A 19,678-nucleotide genomic window follows, 5' to 3' on the forward strand; every position below is an offset into this window, starting at 1 on the left:
TATAAATTGCGAGTTACACCTATTTTTTAGTCCTCTTCAGAAAGCATAATAACATTTTCAGAATAATTAATATATTCACGTAAACTTGACGCTAATGACCATGTAATATAGCCTCGTTCCATCAATTCCTGCATCGCAGAACGTTCAGCCGCAATAGCCTTTAATCTAAGTTGGTAACTTTGTTCCTCAGATTCGGCTTGATTAATATTTTTGGTCCGTTTTAATGTTTCGATACGATTACGATAATAAACAATCAAATGATACATAGCTTGCTGCTTAAATTGTTGATTGCCATCATCAGATTTTTTAACATACGTTGATAGTGCTTTAATAGCTGCTTTTGCTAAAGCTTTTTCTATATTTCGTCGTTCATAAACCATTTTTAATTCTTTTTCAGAATAGAGTGTCCGTCTCACAACCTTACCTAATTGAACAAAGGCATGATTAATATTTCTAACCGTTACAAATGAGATTTTCCGATTATTAATTTGACCTAATTTCGCTTTTTGTTTCATAATTTTCTTACTAATAATTGAATAGTTTTTATTACTAATAGCCTGCTTTAATCTCATTTTATCTAACGCTTCGAGTTCTCCATCTAAAGCAATTCGCCTAATGTCTGCTTCTTCCTCAACAATTTGGCGTAATCGTTCATCATCCTGATCAGAAAACTCAAGTCGACGAATCATAAATTGATATTCTAAAATTAATTCATAGGCAACTTTTTGATTAGATTCTCGTCGTTCAGATTCCAAGCGACTAATAGCAACTCGCATAATATAAATACGAGCTTGCTTTTCATTGAACTGCGTATCTCCGCTATCACTAGTTATGATAGCATCCTCATCTTCAACTAAAGTAGCATCAGGAACCTCATTACTGGTTTTCATTATTCCTTTTTCTTTAGTTAAAAGAGGTAATATCAAAATTGCGGCTACTAAACTTAAAATAATCACGCCACCAGCAATAAATAACATTAATGAACGCTCTGGAAAAGCAGCACCTGTTTTTATTATCGTTGGGACTGTTAACACACCAGCCATTGTAATTGCACCACGAACACCTGAAAATCCTGATATTAACGCAATACGCCAACTTGGCTTTGCCTTATTTTTTGATTTATTTTTCTTAGAAATTAATAACATATTAATATACGTCCAAACAACACGAATCACGACTAAAAAGAGCCAGACGACAAAAACATCAATAATAGCCGAAAGAGTACTACTATTGTTATCTTCTAATGTCTTTGACATCGCAATTGGTAATTCAATTCCAAGAATAATAAACACAAATCCATTCAGGAGATAAACCACAATTTCCCAGGTTTTTTCAGTTACTAACTTAATTTCAGGTAAGTACGTCGCGAAAGTATTCTTACGCATACTAGAGATAACGCCAGCGACAACTACCGAAATAACACCTGATGCATGCAAAAATTCTTCCGTAAAAAGAAAAATGATGAAAGGTGTTAAAATTTGTAATATCGTATTAAAAACAACATCATTAATCCCTTGCCTCATTAAAAAATCTCGTATTGTTGAAATCAGCAACATTAACACTGCTCCCGAGATAAAACCAACAATCGCAATATACGTAAAATCACCAAGCGCCTGTCCAAATGAAAAATAGCCAGTAACCGCAGCAGCAATCGCGTATTTAAAGGCAATTAATCCACTTGCGTCATTAATTAAACTTTCACCACTAACCAAATTTAAAATATTACTTGGTAATTTTGCTTTTTCAGCAATCGATTGCACAGCAACTGGATCCGTTGGTGACAAAATAGCTGCCAGTGCGAATCCAACTGCTAATGGCATTTTTGGAATCAAAAGATGAATGAAAAATCCAACTACCACAGTTGTTAAGAAAACCAATAATATGGCATTCGCAAAAATGGAACCTCTTAATTTCCACAATTCACGTTTTGGAAATTTTCGACCATCATTAAATAATAGTGGCGCAATAAAGAGTAATAAGAACCAATCTGTTTCTAACTCAATTGAGACTTTAAAAATTAAGGCAACGACAAAGCCTAATGCTATCTGGATCAATCCAACGGGTATTGAAACCAGATAATGACTGATAACATTTGATAGTAAAACAAGTGCAGCTAAAACAATAACCGATTCAAGTAGCGGCATTTACCATCTTCCTTTCTACTTTAGTCTTCTCCGATAATTCTAACTTCCGTTTCTAATCTAACCTTAAATTTTTCCCACACAACGTTTTGAACATGCTTAATAACATCCATATAATCTGTTGCAGTAGCGCCGTCTACATTAACAATAAACCCGGCATGTTTCTTTGATACTTGTGCGCCACCAATTTGGTAGCCTTGTAACCCAGCTTCGTGAACTAGTACACCAGTATAGTGTCCATCAGGTCGCTTAAAAACACTTCCACATGATGGGTACTCTAAAGGTTGTTTAGATGCACGTAAAAAGTTAAACTCATCCATTTTTTCACGGATATCATATTTATTACCTTCTTTTAATACAAAGGTTGCTTCTAATATGATGTCATTATCATCTTGAATTTGACTATGACGATAGTCAAAGTTCATTTCTTCGTTAACTAGTGTTTTCACATAACCAGTACGTGTAATAACACTAACTTCACTCAATACCTGGCTGATATCACCATCATATGCACCAGCATTCATAAATACGGCACCACCAACACTCCCAGGAATCCCAGCAGCAAATTCAAAATTAGTCAAGCCAGCTTGGTAAGCTTCTTCTGTTGTCTCAATAAGTGAGGCACCAGCTTGCGCTATAATTTTCGTCCCAGATACAGCAATTTTATCCATATCCGTTAAAATGATTACAAGTCCACGAATACCGCCATCTTTCACAACTAGATTACTCGAATTTCCTAAAACAGTTAAAGGAATACCATTTTCATTGGCTGTATTCACCAAAATTTTAACATCTGACACTGCATCAGGAAAAGCTAAAAGATCAGCCATCCCTCCCGTTTCAGTATTTGTATATTTAGCAAGTGGTTCATTTTTTAAAATTTTAATAGATGGAAATAGTTCTACAAAAGTGTCAATTATCATTATTTATTCGATTCCTTTCAACATTTAGCAATTCCTTCTAGTTTAACACGTTCAATGTTTATTTTTCTATTTTAACGCACAAACAAGCGACTTTTAATTGTATAACCTAACTGTTATACTTTATTAACATTATTAGACCGAGTATTTTAATAACCTTATCAGTCATATCGAATTAAAAAGGAGTTAATTATGAATTTTGTTACAATGGATTTTGAAACTGCTAATAATCAGCGTCATAGCGCCTGTTCAATTGCTTTAACAGTTGTTCGAAATAATCAAATCGTTGATGAATTTTATTCACTTATTAAACCGGAAACACCTTTTAATTGGCGTAATGTTCAAATTCATGGTATTCACGAAGAAGACGTTGAATTTGCACCAAAGTTTCCAGAACTATGGTCACATATTTCGCCACTTTTCCAGAACAATAGTTTAATCGTGGCACATAATGCCCCCTTTGATAACAGTATTTTGCATAATACATTGGGTTATTATGGATTAGAGACACCCCAATTTTTATTGTTAGATACGGTTAGAACAAGTCGTAAATTATTCCCAGAATTTCCAAATCATAAATTAAATACGGTTTGTGATGAATTGGGAATCACGTTAACAAATCATCACAATGCCTTAGATGATTCCGTTGCTTGTGCCAATATCTTACTCTATCAAGAACACGAATTTGGACAAGAAATTTTAAAACCATTTGTGAAGCCAGCATAATCAAATTTAAGCACATTAATAGGGCTACTGTTTAAACTGTTATATGATGACCGTAATCAAACCAAATTGGGGGAAATTACAATGTCAATTTATGATTATCAGGTTACACTAGAAAATGGTGAAACTTATTCATTAGAAAAGTACAAGGATCACCCTTTATTAATTGTTAATACAGCCACTAAATGTGGTTTTGCGCCACAATTTAAACAATTAGAAGAATTATATGAGGATTATCAAGACCAAGGATTAGTGGTACTTGGGTTTCCATCGAATCAATTCCATCAAGAAGTCGATAATGATGCGCAAGCAGCAGCTACCTGTCGTATGACATATGGCGTTAGTTTTCCAATGCATACCATTCAAAATGTAAATGGAGAAGATGCGTTACCACTATTTAAATACCTGACTGATGAAACGCAAGGCGTGTTGGGTAGCTCAATTAAATGGAACTTCACTAAATTTTTAGTTAATCGTGATGGACAAGTTGTTAAACGTTATGCACCTAAGACTAATCCTTTAAAGATGAAACCAGAAATCGAAAAATTGGTTAAATAAAAACAAGTTAGCTGATACCCCCATTTAGAGGCTATCAGCTAACTTGTTTTTTTAGTTGAAATGGGCCAACATATTATCATATTGTAATCCATTACTTTCTAATTCGATAGTACGTAAATTATCATCATGATCATCTTTCAATAATGTAATTTTTAACCAATCATTTGGTAATTCATCCTGAATAAATTCAGACCATTCAACAACACTCACACCATCAGAATTAAAATATTCATCTAACCCTAAATCTGCGCCGCCCATCCCTTCAAGTCGGTAAACATCCATATGAAATAACGGCAAACGGCCCTCACGATATTCTCTCACAATTGGAAATGTTGGACTTTTAACGTTCCGCTTGATCCCTAACCCAACGGCTAAGCCTTTAGCAAAAGTTGTCTTTCCTGCGCCTAAATCACCATCCAATAACAAAATCATATTAGGTTCAACAAGCTGTCCAATTTTTTCGGCAATTTCTTGTGTTTCTTCTACAGAACTGACTTCAATATTCATTAATTATTTCACCATTTCATTCTAAACTTTGCGCAGCTGTAATAATACCAACCTTGTAAATTTCTTCTACGTTAGCACCACGAGATAAATCTGAAACCGGTTGGTTTAATCCTTGTAGGATAGGTCCGATAGCTTCAAATCCACCTAAACGTTGTGCAATTTTGTAGCCAATATTTCCAGATTGTAATTCAGGGAAAATGAAAACATTTGCTTGTCCTGCAACCTTTGATCCAGGTGCTTTTTGTTCACCAACACTCGGTACAAAAGCAGCATCAAATTGTAATTCGCCGTCAATCGCTTCATTTGGTGCTAGTTTTTGTGCAATTTCAGTTGCTTCTGCTACCTTTGATACCTCTGGTGCTTTAGCTGAACCTTTAGTTGAAAAACTAAGCATTGCTACTTTGGGATCAATATCAAAGAGACGAGCCGTCTGAATGCTTGCAATTGCCATTTCTGCTAATTCTTGAGCAGTTGGATTAATACTGATCGCAGCATCAGAAAATAAATACTTTTCTGTATCATTATTTCTGGTCATAATAAAGGCACCACTTGTCCGACTCACGCCTGGTTTCGTTTTAATAATTTGTAATGCAGGTCGAACGGTATCTCCAGTAGCGTGAACAGCTCCAGAAACCATCCCTTCAGCTAATCCCATGTAAACGAGCATTGTACCGAAATAATTAACATCGCGTAACATTTCTTCAGCTTGTTCAGGTGTATTTTTACCCTTACGTCGTTCAACAAAGGCCGTTTTCATCTCATTAAAATCTGTTTCAGAATATTGTTTAGGATCAAGTAATTCTACACCGATACCATCAAGAGTTAAATCGAGCTTTGTGGCTAACTCTTTCATTTTTGCAACATCCCCCAATAAAATAGGTTCTGCCAAATTATCTTCTGCTAATTTAACGGCTGCTCTTAGAATACGTTCTTCTTCCCCTTCAGGAAAAACTATTTTAATTTTTTTACTTTCAATTTTGCTTTTCAAACTTTCAAATAATGACATATCATTTCCTCCTAATTAAGTGTTACTGGGTAATTGCCAGTTAATCGGTGGCAATCCCTGACTTATTAAATTTTGATTTATTTGTGAAAATGGTTTCGATCCAAAAAAACCGCGGTAAGCAGATAACGGACTTGGATGAGGTGATGTTATCACAATATTGTGATCTGTATCAATTAATTTAATCTTATCTTGGGCTGTCTTCCCCCATAAAACAAAAATAATTGTCTGTGAAGATTCGGATAATCGTTCAATCACACCATCTGTTAATAATTCCCATCCATGATTACGATGAGAATTAGCGGCGCCATCTCTTACAGTTAAGACTGAATTTAACATCAAAACACCTTGCTCCGCCCAACTCTTCAAATAGCCATGATTAGCTGGTGGAATTCCTAAATCTGTTTCCAATTCTTTATACATATTCCGTAAAGAAGGTGGAATTTTTTCTCCTGGTAAAACAGAAAAACTCAACCCATGAGCTTGATGCTTTTCATGATAAGGATCCTGTCCCAATAAACAAACTCTAACGTCAGAAAATGGGGTCAGTTCAAAGCTTTCAAAAATGCGATTTTTTTCCGGATAAATCGTCTCATTTTGATATTCATTATCAATAAACGTTTCTAAATCAGCATATTTAGATTTTGCAAGCTCTTCGGTCAAAATGGGTTGCCAATCATTATCGACATTAATATTCATTGTCTAACACCTCACAGATTAAGTTTACCATATTAGTGAATACAAAAATAAATGATTTGATTAAAATATCGAGCGGTTTCATGTTAAAATGAAACCAGTAAATAAGATTAGAGGAGTGTTGAATTTATGATAAAAATTATTGCATCAGATATGGATGGTACTTTACTAAATGATCAAATGGTGATTTCAGAAAAAAACGCCGATGCGATTAAACAAGCACAAGCATTAGGAGTCCACTTTATCGTTTCTACTGGCCGTGGCTATACTGAAGTTAAACCTTTAATTACAGCAGCCGGGTTCAATAGTCCAATGATTACATTTAACGGCGCAGAAGTTTTAGATGGAAATGGTAAAACACTTAGTACAACACCTATTTCAAAAAAAGTCGTTCAAACTTTAGTTCAAACATTCAAAAAAGAAAATTTTTACTTTGAAATGACAACCTCAAACGGTGTTTATTCTGATAATCGTGCAAACCGTATTCAAAATGTAGCGCGTCTAATCTCTGATACAAATCCAGATACACCATTTAAAATGGCTGTTTCATTAGCTGCAGCTCGTCTTGAATTAATGAATATCAATTACGTTGATGATTACCAAACAGTCATCGATGATTCAAAAATTGATATTTTTAAATTAATTGTTTTCAGTATGGATGGTCAAGAAGAATTACTCCCTTTAAAAGCAAAAATTGAAGAAGAAGACTCACTTGTTGTTACCTCTTCTGCACCTACTAACCTTGAAATTAACAACGTAAATGCCCAAAAAGGGATTGCACTCCAAGCTTTCGCTAAAGAACTTAATATCCCAATGTCAGATGTCATGGCAATTGGAGATAACTTAAATGATGTTTCTATGTTAAAAGTTGCAGGCGTCAGTTACGCCATGGAAAATGGCCACGACGAGGTAAAACGTATTGCCAATCATTCAGCAAAAACAAATTCTGAAGATGGTGTTGGCTTAGCTATTCTTGAACAGTTAGCTGAAAAATAAATCGATTGAGACTAAAAAGTGTAATTAATTAGAAAAAATAAGTCTATAAAAACTGTTGTTGATAGTAGTTTAAAAACTATTACCAATAACAGTTTTTTTACAACGAAAAAAACAAAAGCCATAAGACTTTTGTTACGTAATCAATCAGCCCTGTTACTCTCCAACTATCAATTATGAAACCCATAATACGTCGCTAACCAATTTGGTACTTATCTTTATTCAGTTGTTAGTAACACGATTACTTTCCCAAAACTATCCTGATTTTGTAAGTAAGCATGCGCTAAAGGAACTTCACTTAGTTTGAAGTTTTTTTCTGGTTTCACATCAACATCATATTTTGAAATGTAGTCCAACAGATCATTCAATTTATCCTGACTGACATTGTCAGAGTAAAAACTAGTGAGGTAACTATTTTTCTCGATATCTATAATCGGATCAAATTCTTCTAAAAACCATTTACCTCCTAATTGTCCCGTACTACATAAAATGCCTCCTTCGTTTAAATGTTGAAAACTATCTTTTATAGTGGCAGGGCCAATTAATTCTAAAATTTTGTCATACTTCTTTTCAGTCTCTAATACACCAGTCTTATCTATTATTACATCATTAAAACCAGCGGACAATAATTGCTCATTTTTTGCTTGGCTCCGACTAGTACCATCAATTACAATATCAGGATATCTGGCCTTCAACAATTTAAGAAATGAAATACCTACTCCACTTGTGGCGCCTCTAACTAAAATTTTATCTTTTTTTGTAATTTTTAAGTTTTTCATTGAACCAAATGCTGTATAGTACGTTTCAGGAATAGTCGCAAGTTCTTTCCAAGATATATTTGTTGTTATTGGATATATTTGGTTATTTGGTAATGCTACATATTCAGCATAGCTGCCATCAAATGCGCGTCCCATTTCTCCCATAATGGAAATAACTTTTTTCCCTATAGGTAATCTTTCAGGATCGCTCGTTTCTTCAACAACACCCACACATTCAATGCCTAAAACCCTAGGAAACAAAACAGTTGGCGATTTTCCCTCTCTCGTAAAAATCTCCGATCTATTGATACCAAACCCTTTTATTTTAATTAAGGACCAGTTAGCTTTTATTTTAGGTAAATTTACCTCTTGGTAAATAAGCTTATCTGTTCCTCCTGCTTCATTAACAACAATTGCTTTCATAATTTTACTTTTCTCCTTTGCTAAAAAGCTTTTTTCAATTCAAATCATCGTAAACATCCTAATTTTTAGTAACTATACATAAAAAATCCTAACCACCACGCGAAGTGATTAGGACCTTTTACAATGCTTGCCCCACCAAAAATTAATGAAAGGCCGAAAGATTTAATTAGTTTGCACTTTTTATGCATTTAAAACTTTGTTTAAGAAATCTTTTGTTCTATCATTTTGCGGATTACTAAATATTTCATCTGGTGTACTACTTTCTAAAATGTAACCATCAGCCATAAAGACCACACGATCAGCCACTTCTTTAGCAAAACCCATTTCATGTGTGACAACAACCATTGTCATACCATCCCTCGCAAGTTGTTTCATAACATCTAAAACATCCCCAACCATTTCTGGATCAAGTGCAGACGTTGGTTCATCAAATAACATAATATCTGGTTTCATTGCAAGTGCGCGTGCGATTGCGACACGTTGTTTTTGACCACCAGATAACGAAGCAGGTGCAGCATCTGCTTTATCACTCAAACCAACTTGGGATAAAAGACGTTTTGCTTCCTTAGTTGCTTCTTCTTTTGTTTCTTTTTTTAATTCAACAGGCGCTAAAATAATATTTTCAAGAACGGTTAAATGTGGAAACAAATTAAAATGTTGAAATACCATGCCAATATTTTGACGAACAACATTTAAATCAGTTTTTGGATCACTTATATCATGCCCCTCAATAATAATTGAACCGGAAGTTAAATCTTCTAATTTATTTAAACAACGTAAAAAGGTACTTTTCCCAGAACCGGAAGGTCCAATCATGCAGACAACTTCTTTTTCTGCAACTGAAATATCTAACCCCTTCAAAACTTCATTTGAACCATAGTTTTTTTTCAAATTTTTAACTTGAATTTTAGCTGCCATTATTTAATCTTCCTTTCGACTAAATTAGATAACCACGTTAATAACGTTATGATAACGAGATAAATCACCGCGATAATCAACCACATCTTGAATCCTTCAAGGTTTCTTGCGATTATAATCTTACCTGTTTGCGTTAATTCTAAAATACCGATAACAGATAAAATTGACGTATCTTTCAACGTAATAATAAATTGATTAATAAATGATGGAATCATAATCTTAATTCCTTGTGGCATAATGACTTTCATCATTGCTTTTCCATAAGGTAATCCTAGACTACGAGCAGCTTCCATTTGGCCATTATCAACAGCCTTAATCCCACCTTTAACAAAGGCCGCTGTATACGCACCTTCATTTAACGTTAAGGTTATAATACCTGCCACAAATGCTGGAATCTTGCTCCCGGTTAAATTAGGAATACCAATGTAGATAAAGAAGGCCAATACAATTAGCGGTAGGCCACGGAAAATGTAAATTAATGTACTTGAAAGCCCATTAAGCCATTTATTTGGCGCAACACCCATCATACCTAAAATAATCCCTAAAACTGTTGCACAAACAATAGCCACAATTGTTAATAACATTGTTTGTTTAAATCCTTCTAATAATGAGCCACTATTTGTTTTCAATAAACCTAAAATTGTTCGAGAATTTTTAGAGTTAGCATTTTTTGCGTTCGTTCCAGTGTACTTATCAACAATCTTTTTATATTCACCGTTAGCTTTAAGTTTCTTTAGCCCGGCATTAAATTTTGTTATTAATTCTTTATTTTGCCCTTTTTTAACGGCGAATCCATATTCACCTTTTTCATATGTTTTACCAACTACTTTCATTTCAATACCATTCTTAACACCATATGCTAAAACTGGTTTATCATCAAAAGTCGCATCGGAATTTCCTGTCACAACATCGTCATACATGTTACTTGAATCATCAAAAGTTGTTGTTGTAATATTATATTGTTTTTTAATTGAGTTTACGAATTCTCCGGCAGCTGTACCAACTTTAATCGCTACCTTTTTCCCTCTTAAATCATCCAAAGATTTAATTGAACTGTTTTTACCAACAGCCATAGCTACCCCAGCTTCATAATAACTATCTGAGAAATCAAATTTAACACGACGTTCTGGAGTTATCATCATACCAGCCATAACCCCATCAATTTGGTTAGCATCTAATGCTTGAACCGCTGCATTAAACCCTAAGGCTTTAATATCAACTTTAAATCCTTCCTCTTTAGCAATGGCTCGCATTATATCCATATCAATACCAACATATGATTTACCATCTTCTGCTTGATATTCAAATGGTGCATAAGTTACATCAGTCCCGATTGTATACGTCTTTTCTGCTGCATTTACTTGATTACTATGTAAAAATAATAAAAATACACATGCGACCATGATTGACATGATCATTGACTGCCATTTTTTCATAATATCCTCCCCAAAACATTTTGATGTAACATAATATAACATATCTACACTTAGCAAGCAATTTAGTTGTTTTGACAATTATTTAAGTACCCTATACACTAGAGATATTCAGGAAAGGATGGTTTATATGATTATTAGAAGAGCAACAAAAAAAGATGCACACGAGGTCGTTCCTTTAGTGAATATTATTTTAGAAGATATGGAAATTCCTATTCTTCAAGAAATTCCATTACCCGACCTATTCAAAGTGCTAGAGCTTGCATTTGAAACAGAAGACTACCGTTACAGCTACGGTCGTGTTCAAATTGCCGATATTGATGGTAAGGTTGCTGGGATAGCATTTGGTTATCCGGATGAAGATGAAGACCATCTTGATCTTGCTATGAATCAATTTTTCCCACAAATTGGTTTACCTGAAACAACTGAACTCTTTCCAGACTCAGAAGTTTATCCAAATGAATGGTACCTTGATACCCTTGCTGTTTCACCAGATTTCCAAGGACAAGGCATCGGCACAAAACTTCTAGAGTCTCTTCCCGAGATTGCCCGTGCAGCTGGAAAAACAAAGATTGGCTTAAACGTCGACTTTGCAAATCCTAAAGCAGAAAAGTTATACACAAAAATGGGCTTTAAAACTGTTGGTAACATGATTATTAGTGGTCATGACTATCATCATATGCAAAAAGATATTTAAATAAATAAAAAGGTCTGCTAAAAATAAATTTAGCAGACCTTTTTTCATATCTTTATTCTAAAACTTTTACAGTAACTGTCTTTTTACCCCATGTGTAACATCTTGCATTTGAGATAAAATGCACATCAATTCGGTTTCCTTTAATTGCTGAACCTGTATCGCCAGCAATCGCAACACCATAACCAGATACCCAGACAACAGTTCCTAGCGGAATAACTGAAGGATCCACAGCAATTTGTTGTGGATTAGTTAACAAACTTAACCCATATGATCCATGAGTTCCCATCCCTGGTGCATTTGTTGAATAAGCCGTTGCGACCATTTGTAACGTTTTCTTAGTTGATTTGCCAGAAGTATCGTTGCTTGCTTTTTGGTCAGTACTTCCTTTTTTATCTGATGAATCATCACTTTCAGCCTTTTTAGCTGCTTCTTTTTTAGCAGCTGCTGCTGCCTTAGCATCAGCTTTAGCCTTTGCTTCTCTTGCTTTTTTTGATAACTCAGCATCTTTAGCCTTTGTTACTTTGGCTAAATCTTTCTTTGCGTCACCTAAAGTATCTTTTAACGCTGCTAATTGTTTATTCATTTCTTTTGTTTCTTGTTTTGTTTCAGATTGTTTTAATTTCAATGATTTTTGTTCAGATTCCAAATGCGCTTTAGCATCTTCCATGGTTTTGATATTAGACGCAACATCTTTCATCGTTTTGTTATCAGCAGATTGTAAAACAGAAACTGCGTAAACACGGCTAATAAAATCACCAGCATTCTTTGCTTCAAGAATAGCCGTTACCATTTTACTACTTGAATCATTAACTTGTAGACTTCTTAATCTATCTTTAGCATTTTCAATACGTGTATCTAATTGTTTTTGTTCATTACCAATTGATTTATCTTGTGAACCAATTTTCTTTTCTTTATCAGAAATTTCTTGATTTAATTTATCAATTTTTGCATACTCATCATTAATACTCGTTAATGACTTTGAAATTTTTGAATTAGCAGTTGTTACTTTCTCTTGTGCAGCTGATTCTTGTTTTTTTAAATCACTGATAGATGTTGCACTAACAGAAACCGAACCACCTAATAAGCAAAGTATAACTGCCGTAAAACCAATAATATTTCTAATTTTCAAAATAATACTCCTTTTTGTAAATAACTTTATTACCCATTTCTAGAGTATATCGAACCGACAAGTCAGACATGTGTCAGGCATATTACAAAACATCACTCATATTACAACTCTATGACTAACGTACCCTCATTTTCAGAAATAATCATTTTATTTGAGTTCATTTTCAAAACCGTTTCATTTTGAGCCTGAAATATGCTATGATATGTAGATTATACAAACGAATAGTGAGGGTATTAAATGATAACTGTAAGTAATGTAAGTTTAAGTTTTTCAGACCGTAAGTTATACGATGACGTTAATTTAAAATTCACGCCTGGTAATTGTTACGGACTAATCGGTGCTAATGGCGCTGGTAAATCAACATTTTTAAAGATTTTATCTGGTGAAATAACACCAAGTACAGGTAAAATTTCATTAGATCCAAATGAACGTATGACAATGCTACAACAAAATCATTATGGCTTCGAAGAATATACTGTTCTTGAAACAGTCATTATGGGTTACAAAGAACTCTATGCTGTTATGGAAGCAAAAGATGCTATTTATGCAAAAGCTGATTTTTCTGATGAAGATGGTATCAAAGTTGCTGAACTAGAATCTGACTTTGCTGAAATGAATGGTTGGGAAGCTGAATCAGAAGCTTCAACTCTTTTACAAGGCTTAGGCTTCGCTGAAGATATGCAAAATAAAAAGATGAGCGAACTAACAGAAAGTCAAAAAGTTAAGATTTTGCTTGCACAAGCACTTTTTGGTAATCCTGATGTTCTCTTACTTGATGAACCTACTAATGGGTTAGACATCAAATCAATTAACTGGTTAGAAGATTTCTTAATTAACTTCTCAAATACCGTTATTGTTGTTTCTCATGATAGACATTTCTTAAATAATGTCTGCACCCACATGTGTGATGTTGATTTTGGTAAAATCAAATTATTCGTTGGTAATTACGACTTCTGGATGGAATCAAGTGCCTTAGCTTCAAAACTTGCAAATGATTCTAACGATAAAAAAGAAGCTAAAATCAAAGAATTACAAGATTTCGTTGCACGATTCAGTGCTAACGCTTCTAAATCTAAACAAGCAACTTCTCGTAAGAAAATGCTTGAAAAAATCACACTTGATGATATTCAACCTTCATCACGTCGCTACCCATTCATTAACTTTGAAATCGACCGTGAAATTGGTAATGATTTATTATCAGTTAGTGGCGTTTCAAAAACAATTGATGGCGTAAAAGTTTTAGATAATATCTCATTTAGTTTAGGCAAAGATGATAAAACAGCCTTTACAAGTGAAACTGATATTGCTGTTACAACATTAATTAGAATTCTTTCTGGTGAATTAGAACCAGATACAGGTACAGTTCAATGGGGTGTAACAACATCACAAGCTTACCTTGCTAAAGATAATAACGACCAATTCGCTGATGAACATTTAACAATTATCGATTGGTTACGTCAATTTGCTTCTAAAGCAGAAAGTGATAACACTTTCTTGCGTGGATTCTTAGGTCGTATGTTATTTTCTGGTGAAGAAGTCGATAAAGAAGTTGGCGTCTTATCCGGTGGAGAAAAAGTTCGTTGTATGTTATCAAAAATGATGTTAACAAGAAACAACGTTCTTTTACTTGATGATCCTACTAACCATTTAGATTTGGAATCAATTACTTCATTGAATGAAGGTCTTTCAAATTATAAGAGTGCTCTATTATTCGGCTCTCATGATCGTGAGTTCATTCAAACAATCGCTAACCGTATCATCGAAGTAACACCAAACGGTCTTGTTGATCGAGCAGATACTACTTATGATGAATTCTTAGAAAATAAAGATGTTCAAGATCAAATTGCTGGTCTTTACAAACAAGCTTAATAACTAAAAAGGAAGCAACCAATTTCAAAATTGGTTGCTTCCTTTTTTATTAGTAATTTTTAAGTACGCGTTGAATTTGGCGTTCCTGATCTCGACGTTTAATTGTTTCACGTTTATCGTAATCATTCTTCCCTTTTGCAACACCGATTAGTACTTTTGCAAAGCCGTTTTTAATGTACACTTTCAAAGGGACAATTGTAACACCCTTATTTTTAGTTGCTTCATCAAATTGAGCTATTTGTTTTCTATGCAATAATAATTTACGATTTCGAAGTGGATCATGATTGAATTGATTTCCTTGATCATACGTTGAAATATGAACATTCATCAGCCAAGCTTCACCATTTCTAATTTGCGCAAATCCATCTTTTAGATTAATACGACTATTTCGAACGGATTTAATCTCAGTACCTGTTAAAACGACACCAGCCTCAACCGTATCTTCAATGTTATAACTGTGTCTTGCTTTTTTATTCTGGGCTAAGGGTTTATCAAAAGATGACTTTTCTTTTCGCAATCTTAATCCCCCCGATATTATTTTTGACGTGTATTATTTTTTCTTGGTGCTGTGTTTTTATTAGCTGATTTGTAGAATGGTTTCTTTCCATTACTATTTCCAGCAGCTGGTTTACCATTACGGTTATAAGGTTTCTTGTCTCCTGGACGACCATTACCTGGACGTTTGAAGTTTCCACCTTTACCTCGTAAATCAGAAGTTGGTGTGTTTTGTGGATTAACAATTTCAAAATCAATCGCACTTTGCTCAATATCAACTTTAGCAACTTTTACTTCGATTGGTTGACCAATTCTGAAAGTTCTCTTGGTTCTCTTACCTACTAATGCCATATGCATATCTAAATATTCATAATAGTCATCCTTCATATTACTAATATGAACAAGACCTTCAACAGTATTTGGTAATGAAACGAAGACACCAAACTTCATAACTGAGCTAACAACACCTTCAAAGGTTTCACCAACATGATCAGCCATGTATTCAGCTTTTTTCATTGCGTCAGTATCACGTTCGGCATCAATTGCGCGACGTTCCATTTGTGATGTATGTGTTGTAAGTTCAGGTAATTGTTCAGCATATTTTTCTTTTTGAGTGTCCCCAATACCATTTTCTTCGTAGAAACGAATTAAACGATGAACCATCAAATCAGGGTAACGTCTAATTGGTGACGTAAAATGCGTATAATCAGTAGCAGCTAAACCAAAGTGACCTAATGATTCATCAGTATATTTAGCTTGTTGCATACTTCTAAGTAACATAACAGAAACCATTGATTCTTCAGGTTTACCAGCTACTTCTTTTAAAACACCTTGTAACATTTTAGGTGTTACATTCTTACTATCACCTTTAACAACGATACCAAAACTGGTTAAAGTTTCGAAGAAACGCATTACTTTTTCATTCTTAGGTGTTTCATGCACACGGTAAACAAAAGGTACTTTTAATTTATCGTAATGAGCTGCAACAGTTTCATTTGCAGCTAACATAAATGATTCAACTAAACGTTCACTTGTTCCACGAGTTCTAATTTGAATATCAATTGGGTGACCCGCTTCATCAACGATAATCTTAGATTCATTATCATCAAAACTAATTGCACCACGTTTTTTACGCATTTTTTCAAGAATTTTGTGTAATTCGCCCATTGTTTCAAACATTGGGACCAATTCTTCATATTTAGCTTTCGTCTTTGCATCATCTGATTCAAGAATCTTGTTAATGGCTTTGTAAGTCATACGTTCTGTCGTTTTAATCACACTTTGGAAGATTTTGTGGTTAACAACATAACCTTCTGGTGTAATTTCCATTTCACAACTCATAGCAAGGCGTTCAACTTTTGGATTCAATGAACAAATACCATTTGATAATTTGTGAGGCAACATTGGAATAACACGGTCAGTTAAATAAACACTCGTTCCACGTTCGTATGCTTCACGATCAAGTGGTGTGCCTGGTTGGACATAATGCGAAACATCAGCAATATGCACACCTAAATGGTAGTTCCCGTTATCAAGTTTCCAGGCAGTAACAGCATCATCTAAATCCTTAGAATCAATACTATCAATTGTTACCAATGTTTGGTCCGTTAAATCAACACGGCCAATTTTTTCTTCTGGTAGCACAACTTCTGGAGTTGCTTCAGCTTGAGCCATAACATCTTCAGGAAATTCACTAGGAATATCATGTTGATAAACAACTTGTAAAATATCCATACCTGGATCGTCTTTGTTACCCACAACTTCTTTAACCAATGTTTCAATAACTAATGGTTTTTCACTTGTTGGGTAAGCAGTAATATCAGCTGTAATAACTTCTCCGGCAACTGGATGTAAACCAACCCCTGTTACCAATAAGTTATAACGTTGTAATTTCTTGTTTTTAACAACTAAATGGCCAATTATTCCTGAATTTTCAAGGTCAGATGGTTCAACTTCAAATTCACCAACAATTGATGTTACATTATGTTCAACAATTTTATTAACTTTACCTTCAGGACCACGGTCATCCCCAGGTTTAGCAGCACTTGTAATCTCAATCTCAACACTATCACCATTTAAGGCAGACATTGTTTGTGTTGGATTAACGAAAACATCAGGTTGTTCTGGATCAATCGTAACGAATCCAAATCCACGATCATTTGCATGAAAAATACCCACTAATTGTGGTGTTTGAAGTGCAATTTGAAATTTGCCTTCTGATGTAATTTTCACTTCACGTTTACGTTCCATTTCAGCAAGTGTTTTAACAAGTTCTTTGAACGCATCCTGGCCTTCTAATTTAAGGGCAGCTGTTAATTCTTCAACACTGAAAGATTCATTTTCTTTAATTTTTAGTTCTTTTAATATAAGTTCTTGCATCTTTTTATCCATGTATACCTCGTTTTCATATTCGTATTTGCGTTACATTTATTTATTATTAATTTTATTTTATTTCTAAATAAAAGCCTCCTGCTGCAACAATTGTTTGCACAGGAGGCTTTCTTTATTATTATTTTGAGGCCAAATAGACAAGTCCTAGAGCTAGACAGAAAAATAAAACGCCCAAGACAAAGGTTACTTTTTGCATAAATGCTTCGAATCCACGTGGTTTTTGTTTGCTAAATAAATCGTCAGCACCACCACCGCCACCAGATAAAGCACCTGAAGCGTTATTTGTTTTTGCAGGTTGCATCATAACAGCGATAATCATTAAGACTGAAACGATGATAATTAAAATTGTTAGTATGTTAGTCAAATCATTTACCTCCTTAACCCAATTACGTAATCTATATCTATACTAATTTAGCACAGTTTGCATTAATTTTCCACCGTTATTATTTTATTAAAGTGATTCAAATCCGGATAATGTATCCATTTCTGTCTTAAGTTTAGGTCGATTTTGGTGCTCAGTCAAAAGAACTAATGTATCTCCTGCTTTTAAAACCGTCACACCATGTGGAATTAATTGCTTTTCACCACGTCTAACCGTGATTAATAAGCTATTTTCAGGCCAAACTACTTCTGAAACTTTTTTATTTTCTAAATTTGATCCAGCAAAAATAGGCGTCTCAAGTCGGTCCTTTTTACCGCCCAAATCAATTTCATTTTGACCAATTAATTTTTTAAGTAAAGAATCGTAGATAGGTGCGCCGCCTAAAATATCAATAACTAAAAATGAAACTAATGAAATAATGGCTAGTGGCATTAAGTGATGTAAACTACCCACCATTTCCGTAACTAATAAAATAGCTGTAAAAGGTGCTTTACCAATTCCAGCAAAGTACCCGGCCATTCCAAAAATAATAAAATCAGTTATATATTTAGCTGGTAACAACCCTAACATTATCATAACAGTTGCATACCCAGCGCCAATAATAGCGCCTAATGTTAGAATAGGCAGAAAAATACCACCTGGTAATCCAGAACCATAGGATATCATTGAAAAGATAAATCTTAAAAGAAAGAGTCCCAATAAAACGGTCAATGATTTACTTTGAACTAGACTTAAAATAATCTCATTACCGCCACCTAAAGTTTGTGGTAAGTATAATCCAATCGGAATAACTAAAATAAAAGGGACAATTGAGCGATAAAAAATCGGAATTTTATGTAGAATATTATATAAATCAGTCGATTTAAGTAATACGTTTTGATACAGATAGCCTAGGAGGCCCAAAATAAGCCCTAAAGCAATCAAATGCCAGTATTGTAACAATGATAAGGTCTGAATATCCATCATTTGTAGCGCCGGTTTTAGACCGAAAAAATGCAATGAAATATAATTGGCTGAAATTGAACTAGCTAATGCTGTTGTCCAAATCAACGGTGAAAAATTATGATACACTTCCTCTAATATAAAAAGCGTACTCGCAATTGGTGCATTAAAAGCTGCGGATAGACCTGCAGCGCCACCACCTGCAATCAGAATGCGGCGTTCCGATTCAGTATGTTTAGTCATCTCTGCGAATCCTTGTCCGACTGCTGCACCTAGTTGAATAGATGGGCCTTCACGGCCGAGGAATAGCCCTGATCCAATGCCTAAAACACCACCGATAAATTTTCGCCATAAAACTGACCACCAACGCATTTCAAGATTACCAGCAAGCTGGCCCTCTACTTGCGGAATACCGGATCCCATAATATTTGGCTCTTGCTTCATTAGTGTTCCAATACCTAGTACCATAGCTAGACTCAAAAGAATCATTGGAAACAGTAACCACATATTCTGATTAATTGCCTGGTAAAAATAGATAAAGACTTTAAGCACATAAATAATAGCTAACCTAAATAGACTTACAACGATACCTGTAACGAGCCCAATTAATAGCCCTCTTAAAATAAATATGAGATTAGTTAAATTCAATCGCTCTTTGATACCTTGTTTTGTCATAAAACCATACACACCTCTTCATTCT

The 19,678-nt window shown here is 34.4% G+C and carries 18 protein-coding genes; 5 read left to right on the forward strand and 13 right to left on the reverse strand.

Going from position 1 to position 19,678, the window contains the following annotated elements:
* Nucleotides 1–26 precede the first annotated feature (26 nt).
* Together AC1RPN_RS03830 and murB are read right to left on the reverse strand one after the other, a co-directional pair.
* A complete protein-coding gene (locus tag AC1RPN_RS03830; RefSeq protein ID WP_481761430.1) occupies nt 27–2,144 on the reverse strand; it encodes a cation:proton antiporter in 2,118 nt (705 codons plus the stop codon).
* A 20-nt stretch (nt 2,145–2,164) separates the two neighbouring features.
* Nucleotides 2,165–3,064: a UDP-N-acetylmuramate dehydrogenase gene (murB, locus tag AC1RPN_RS03835; protein WP_481761431.1), complete on the reverse strand. Its 900-nt coding sequence runs from the start codon at nt 3,062–3,064 to the stop codon at nt 2,165–2,167.
* A 189-nt stretch (nt 3,065–3,253) separates the two neighbouring features.
* On the opposite strand from murB, the gene AC1RPN_RS03840 reads away from it, so the two are divergent.
* Together AC1RPN_RS03840 and AC1RPN_RS03845 are read left to right on the forward strand one after the other, a co-directional pair.
* Complete coding sequence (locus AC1RPN_RS03840; protein ID WP_409022237.1) at nt 3,254–3,787, forward strand: 3'-5' exonuclease; 534 nt, start codon at nt 3,254–3,256, stop codon at nt 3,785–3,787.
* Between the two features lie 81 nt (nt 3,788–3,868).
* Nucleotides 3,869–4,342: a glutathione peroxidase gene (locus tag AC1RPN_RS03845; protein ID WP_481761432.1), complete on the forward strand. Its 474-nt coding sequence runs from the start codon at nt 3,869–3,871 to the stop codon at nt 4,340–4,342.
* Nucleotides 4,343–4,393: 51 nt separating this feature from the next.
* Here the strand turns inward: AC1RPN_RS03845 and tsaE are convergent, their stop codons facing one another.
* From tsaE to AC1RPN_RS03860, 3 genes are read right to left on the reverse strand one after another with little or no spacing between them, the layout of a single operon-like run.
* Nucleotides 4,394–4,849: a tRNA (adenosine(37)-N6)-threonylcarbamoyltransferase complex ATPase subunit type 1 TsaE gene (gene tsaE / locus AC1RPN_RS03850; protein ID WP_481761433.1), complete on the reverse strand. Its 456-nt coding sequence runs from the start codon at nt 4,847–4,849 to the stop codon at nt 4,394–4,396.
* A gap of 16 nt (nt 4,850–4,865) precedes the next feature.
* Nucleotides 4,866–5,855, reverse strand: a complete 990-nt coding sequence (pta, locus tag AC1RPN_RS03855) for a phosphate acetyltransferase (protein WP_481761434.1) — start codon at nt 5,853–5,855, stop codon at nt 4,866–4,868.
* A gap of 15 nt (nt 5,856–5,870) precedes the next feature.
* Nucleotides 5,871–6,551, reverse strand: a complete 681-nt coding sequence (locus tag AC1RPN_RS03860; protein ID WP_481761435.1) for a uracil-DNA glycosylase — start codon at nt 6,549–6,551, stop codon at nt 5,871–5,873.
* A gap of 126 nt (nt 6,552–6,677) precedes the next feature.
* Between AC1RPN_RS03860 and AC1RPN_RS03865 the strand changes: the two genes are divergently transcribed.
* A complete protein-coding gene (locus AC1RPN_RS03865; RefSeq protein WP_481761436.1) occupies nt 6,678–7,544 on the forward strand; it encodes a Cof-type HAD-IIB family hydrolase in 867 nt (288 codons plus the stop codon).
* A 215-nt stretch (nt 7,545–7,759) separates the two neighbouring features.
* Here AC1RPN_RS03865 and AC1RPN_RS03870 read toward each other — a convergent pair whose 3' ends face one another.
* From AC1RPN_RS03870 to AC1RPN_RS03880, 3 genes are all read right to left on the reverse strand, one after another.
* Nucleotides 7,760–8,722: a zinc-binding dehydrogenase gene (locus AC1RPN_RS03870; RefSeq protein ID WP_481761437.1), complete on the reverse strand. Its 963-nt coding sequence runs from the start codon at nt 8,720–8,722 to the stop codon at nt 7,760–7,762.
* Between the two features lie 180 nt (nt 8,723–8,902).
* Complete coding sequence (locus AC1RPN_RS03875; protein ID WP_481761438.1) at nt 8,903–9,640, reverse strand: amino acid ABC transporter ATP-binding protein; 738 nt, start codon at nt 9,638–9,640, stop codon at nt 8,903–8,905.
* Nucleotides 9,640–11,076 (reverse strand): amino acid ABC transporter substrate-binding protein/permease, encoded by a 1,437-nt coding sequence (locus AC1RPN_RS03880; protein ID WP_481761439.1) that lies wholly within the window; start codon nt 11,074–11,076, stop codon nt 9,640–9,642. The genes AC1RPN_RS03875 and AC1RPN_RS03880 overlap by 1 nt, the downstream gene beginning before the upstream one ends.
* Before the next feature lie 130 nt (nt 11,077–11,206).
* On the opposite strand from AC1RPN_RS03880, the gene AC1RPN_RS03885 reads away from it, so the two are divergent.
* A complete protein-coding gene (locus AC1RPN_RS03885) occupies nt 11,207–11,770 on the forward strand; it encodes a GNAT family N-acetyltransferase (RefSeq protein ID WP_481761624.1) in 564 nt (187 codons plus the stop codon).
* Between the two features lie 52 nt (nt 11,771–11,822).
* On the opposite strand, the gene AC1RPN_RS03890 is transcribed toward AC1RPN_RS03885, so the two are convergent.
* On the reverse strand, nt 11,823–12,899 hold the full coding sequence (locus tag AC1RPN_RS03890) for a 3D domain-containing protein (protein ID WP_481761440.1): 1,077 nt from the start codon (nt 12,897–12,899) through the stop codon (nt 11,823–11,825).
* Between the two features lie 237 nt (nt 12,900–13,136).
* Here AC1RPN_RS03890 and AC1RPN_RS03895 point away from each other — a divergent pair, with 237 nt between their 5' ends.
* Entirely contained in the window at nt 13,137–14,768 is a 1,632-nt protein-coding gene (locus AC1RPN_RS03895; protein WP_409022227.1) for an ABC-F family ATP-binding cassette domain-containing protein, read from the forward strand.
* A gap of 49 nt (nt 14,769–14,817) precedes the next feature.
* Here the strand turns inward: AC1RPN_RS03895 and smpB are convergent, their stop codons facing one another.
* The 4 genes from smpB to AC1RPN_RS03915 all read right to left on the reverse strand — a co-directional run bounded on the left by smpB (nt 14,818) and on the right by AC1RPN_RS03915 (nt 19,653).
* Nucleotides 14,818–15,285: an SsrA-binding protein SmpB gene (gene smpB, locus AC1RPN_RS03900; protein WP_481761441.1), complete on the reverse strand. Its 468-nt coding sequence runs from the start codon at nt 15,283–15,285 to the stop codon at nt 14,818–14,820.
* 17 nt (nt 15,286–15,302) lie between these two features.
* The gene (rnr, locus tag AC1RPN_RS03905) at nt 15,303–17,654 is read right to left on the reverse strand and encodes a ribonuclease R (protein WP_481761442.1); all 2,352 of its coding nucleotides are present in this window, start codon (nt 17,652–17,654) and stop codon (nt 15,303–15,305) included.
* Nucleotides 17,655–17,772: 118 nt separating this feature from the next.
* Nucleotides 17,773–18,018, reverse strand: coding sequence for a preprotein translocase subunit SecG (gene secG, locus AC1RPN_RS03910; RefSeq protein WP_409022224.1), 246 nt, complete (start codon nt 18,016–18,018; stop codon nt 17,773–17,775).
* 87 nt (nt 18,019–18,105) lie between these two features.
* The gene (locus tag AC1RPN_RS03915) at nt 18,106–19,653 is read right to left on the reverse strand and encodes a ClC family H(+)/Cl(-) exchange transporter (protein ID WP_481761443.1); all 1,548 of its coding nucleotides are present in this window, start codon (nt 19,651–19,653) and stop codon (nt 18,106–18,108) included.
* Nucleotides 19,654–19,678: the final 25 nt, after the last annotated feature.

It is taken from the genome of Dellaglioa sp. CoH-57-MRSF-20 (assembly GCF_056781955.1).

What these genes read in the sequence shown, in the direction of transcription:
- AC1RPN_RS03870 (WP_481761437.1), bottom strand. Translation starts at nt 8,722, where the DNA reads ATGAAAGCAATTGTTGTTAATGAAGCAGGAGGAACAGATAAGCTTATT.
- murB (WP_481761431.1), bottom strand. Translation starts at nt 3,064, where the DNA reads ATGATAATTGACACTTTTGTAGAACTATTTCCATCTATTAAAATTTTA.
- AC1RPN_RS03865 (WP_481761436.1), top strand. Translation starts at nt 6,678, where the DNA reads ATGATAAAAATTATTGCATCAGATATGGATGGTACTTTACTAAATGAT.
- AC1RPN_RS03880 (WP_481761439.1), bottom strand. Translation starts at nt 11,076, where the DNA reads ATGAAAAAATGGCAGTCAATGATCATGTCAATCATGGTCGCATGTGTA.
- AC1RPN_RS03860 (WP_481761435.1), bottom strand. Translation starts at nt 6,551, where the DNA reads ATGAATATTAATGTCGATAATGATTGGCAACCCATTTTGACCGAAGAG.
- pta (WP_481761434.1), bottom strand. Translation starts at nt 5,855, where the DNA reads ATGTCATTATTTGAAAGTTTGAAAAGCAAAATTGAAAGTAAAAAAATT.
- rnr (WP_481761442.1), bottom strand. Translation starts at nt 17,654, where the DNA reads ATGGATAAAAAGATGCAAGAACTTATATTAAAAGAACTAAAAATTAAA.
- AC1RPN_RS03830 (WP_481761430.1), bottom strand. Translation starts at nt 2,144, where the DNA reads ATGCCGCTACTTGAATCGGTTATTGTTTTAGCTGCACTTGTTTTACTA.
- AC1RPN_RS03875 (WP_481761438.1), bottom strand. Translation starts at nt 9,640, where the DNA reads ATGGCAGCTAAAATTCAAGTTAAAAATTTGAAAAAAAACTATGGTTCA.
- AC1RPN_RS03840 (WP_409022237.1), top strand. Translation starts at nt 3,254, where the DNA reads ATGAATTTTGTTACAATGGATTTTGAAACTGCTAATAATCAGCGTCAT.
- AC1RPN_RS03915 (WP_481761443.1), bottom strand. Translation starts at nt 19,653, where the DNA reads ATGACAAAACAAGGTATCAAAGAGCGATTGAATTTAACTAATCTCATA.
- tsaE (WP_481761433.1), bottom strand. Translation starts at nt 4,849, where the DNA reads ATGAATATTGAAGTCAGTTCTGTAGAAGAAACACAAGAAATTGCCGAA.
- AC1RPN_RS03895 (WP_409022227.1), top strand. Translation starts at nt 13,137, where the DNA reads ATGATAACTGTAAGTAATGTAAGTTTAAGTTTTTCAGACCGTAAGTTA.
- AC1RPN_RS03845 (WP_481761432.1), top strand. Translation starts at nt 3,869, where the DNA reads ATGTCAATTTATGATTATCAGGTTACACTAGAAAATGGTGAAACTTAT.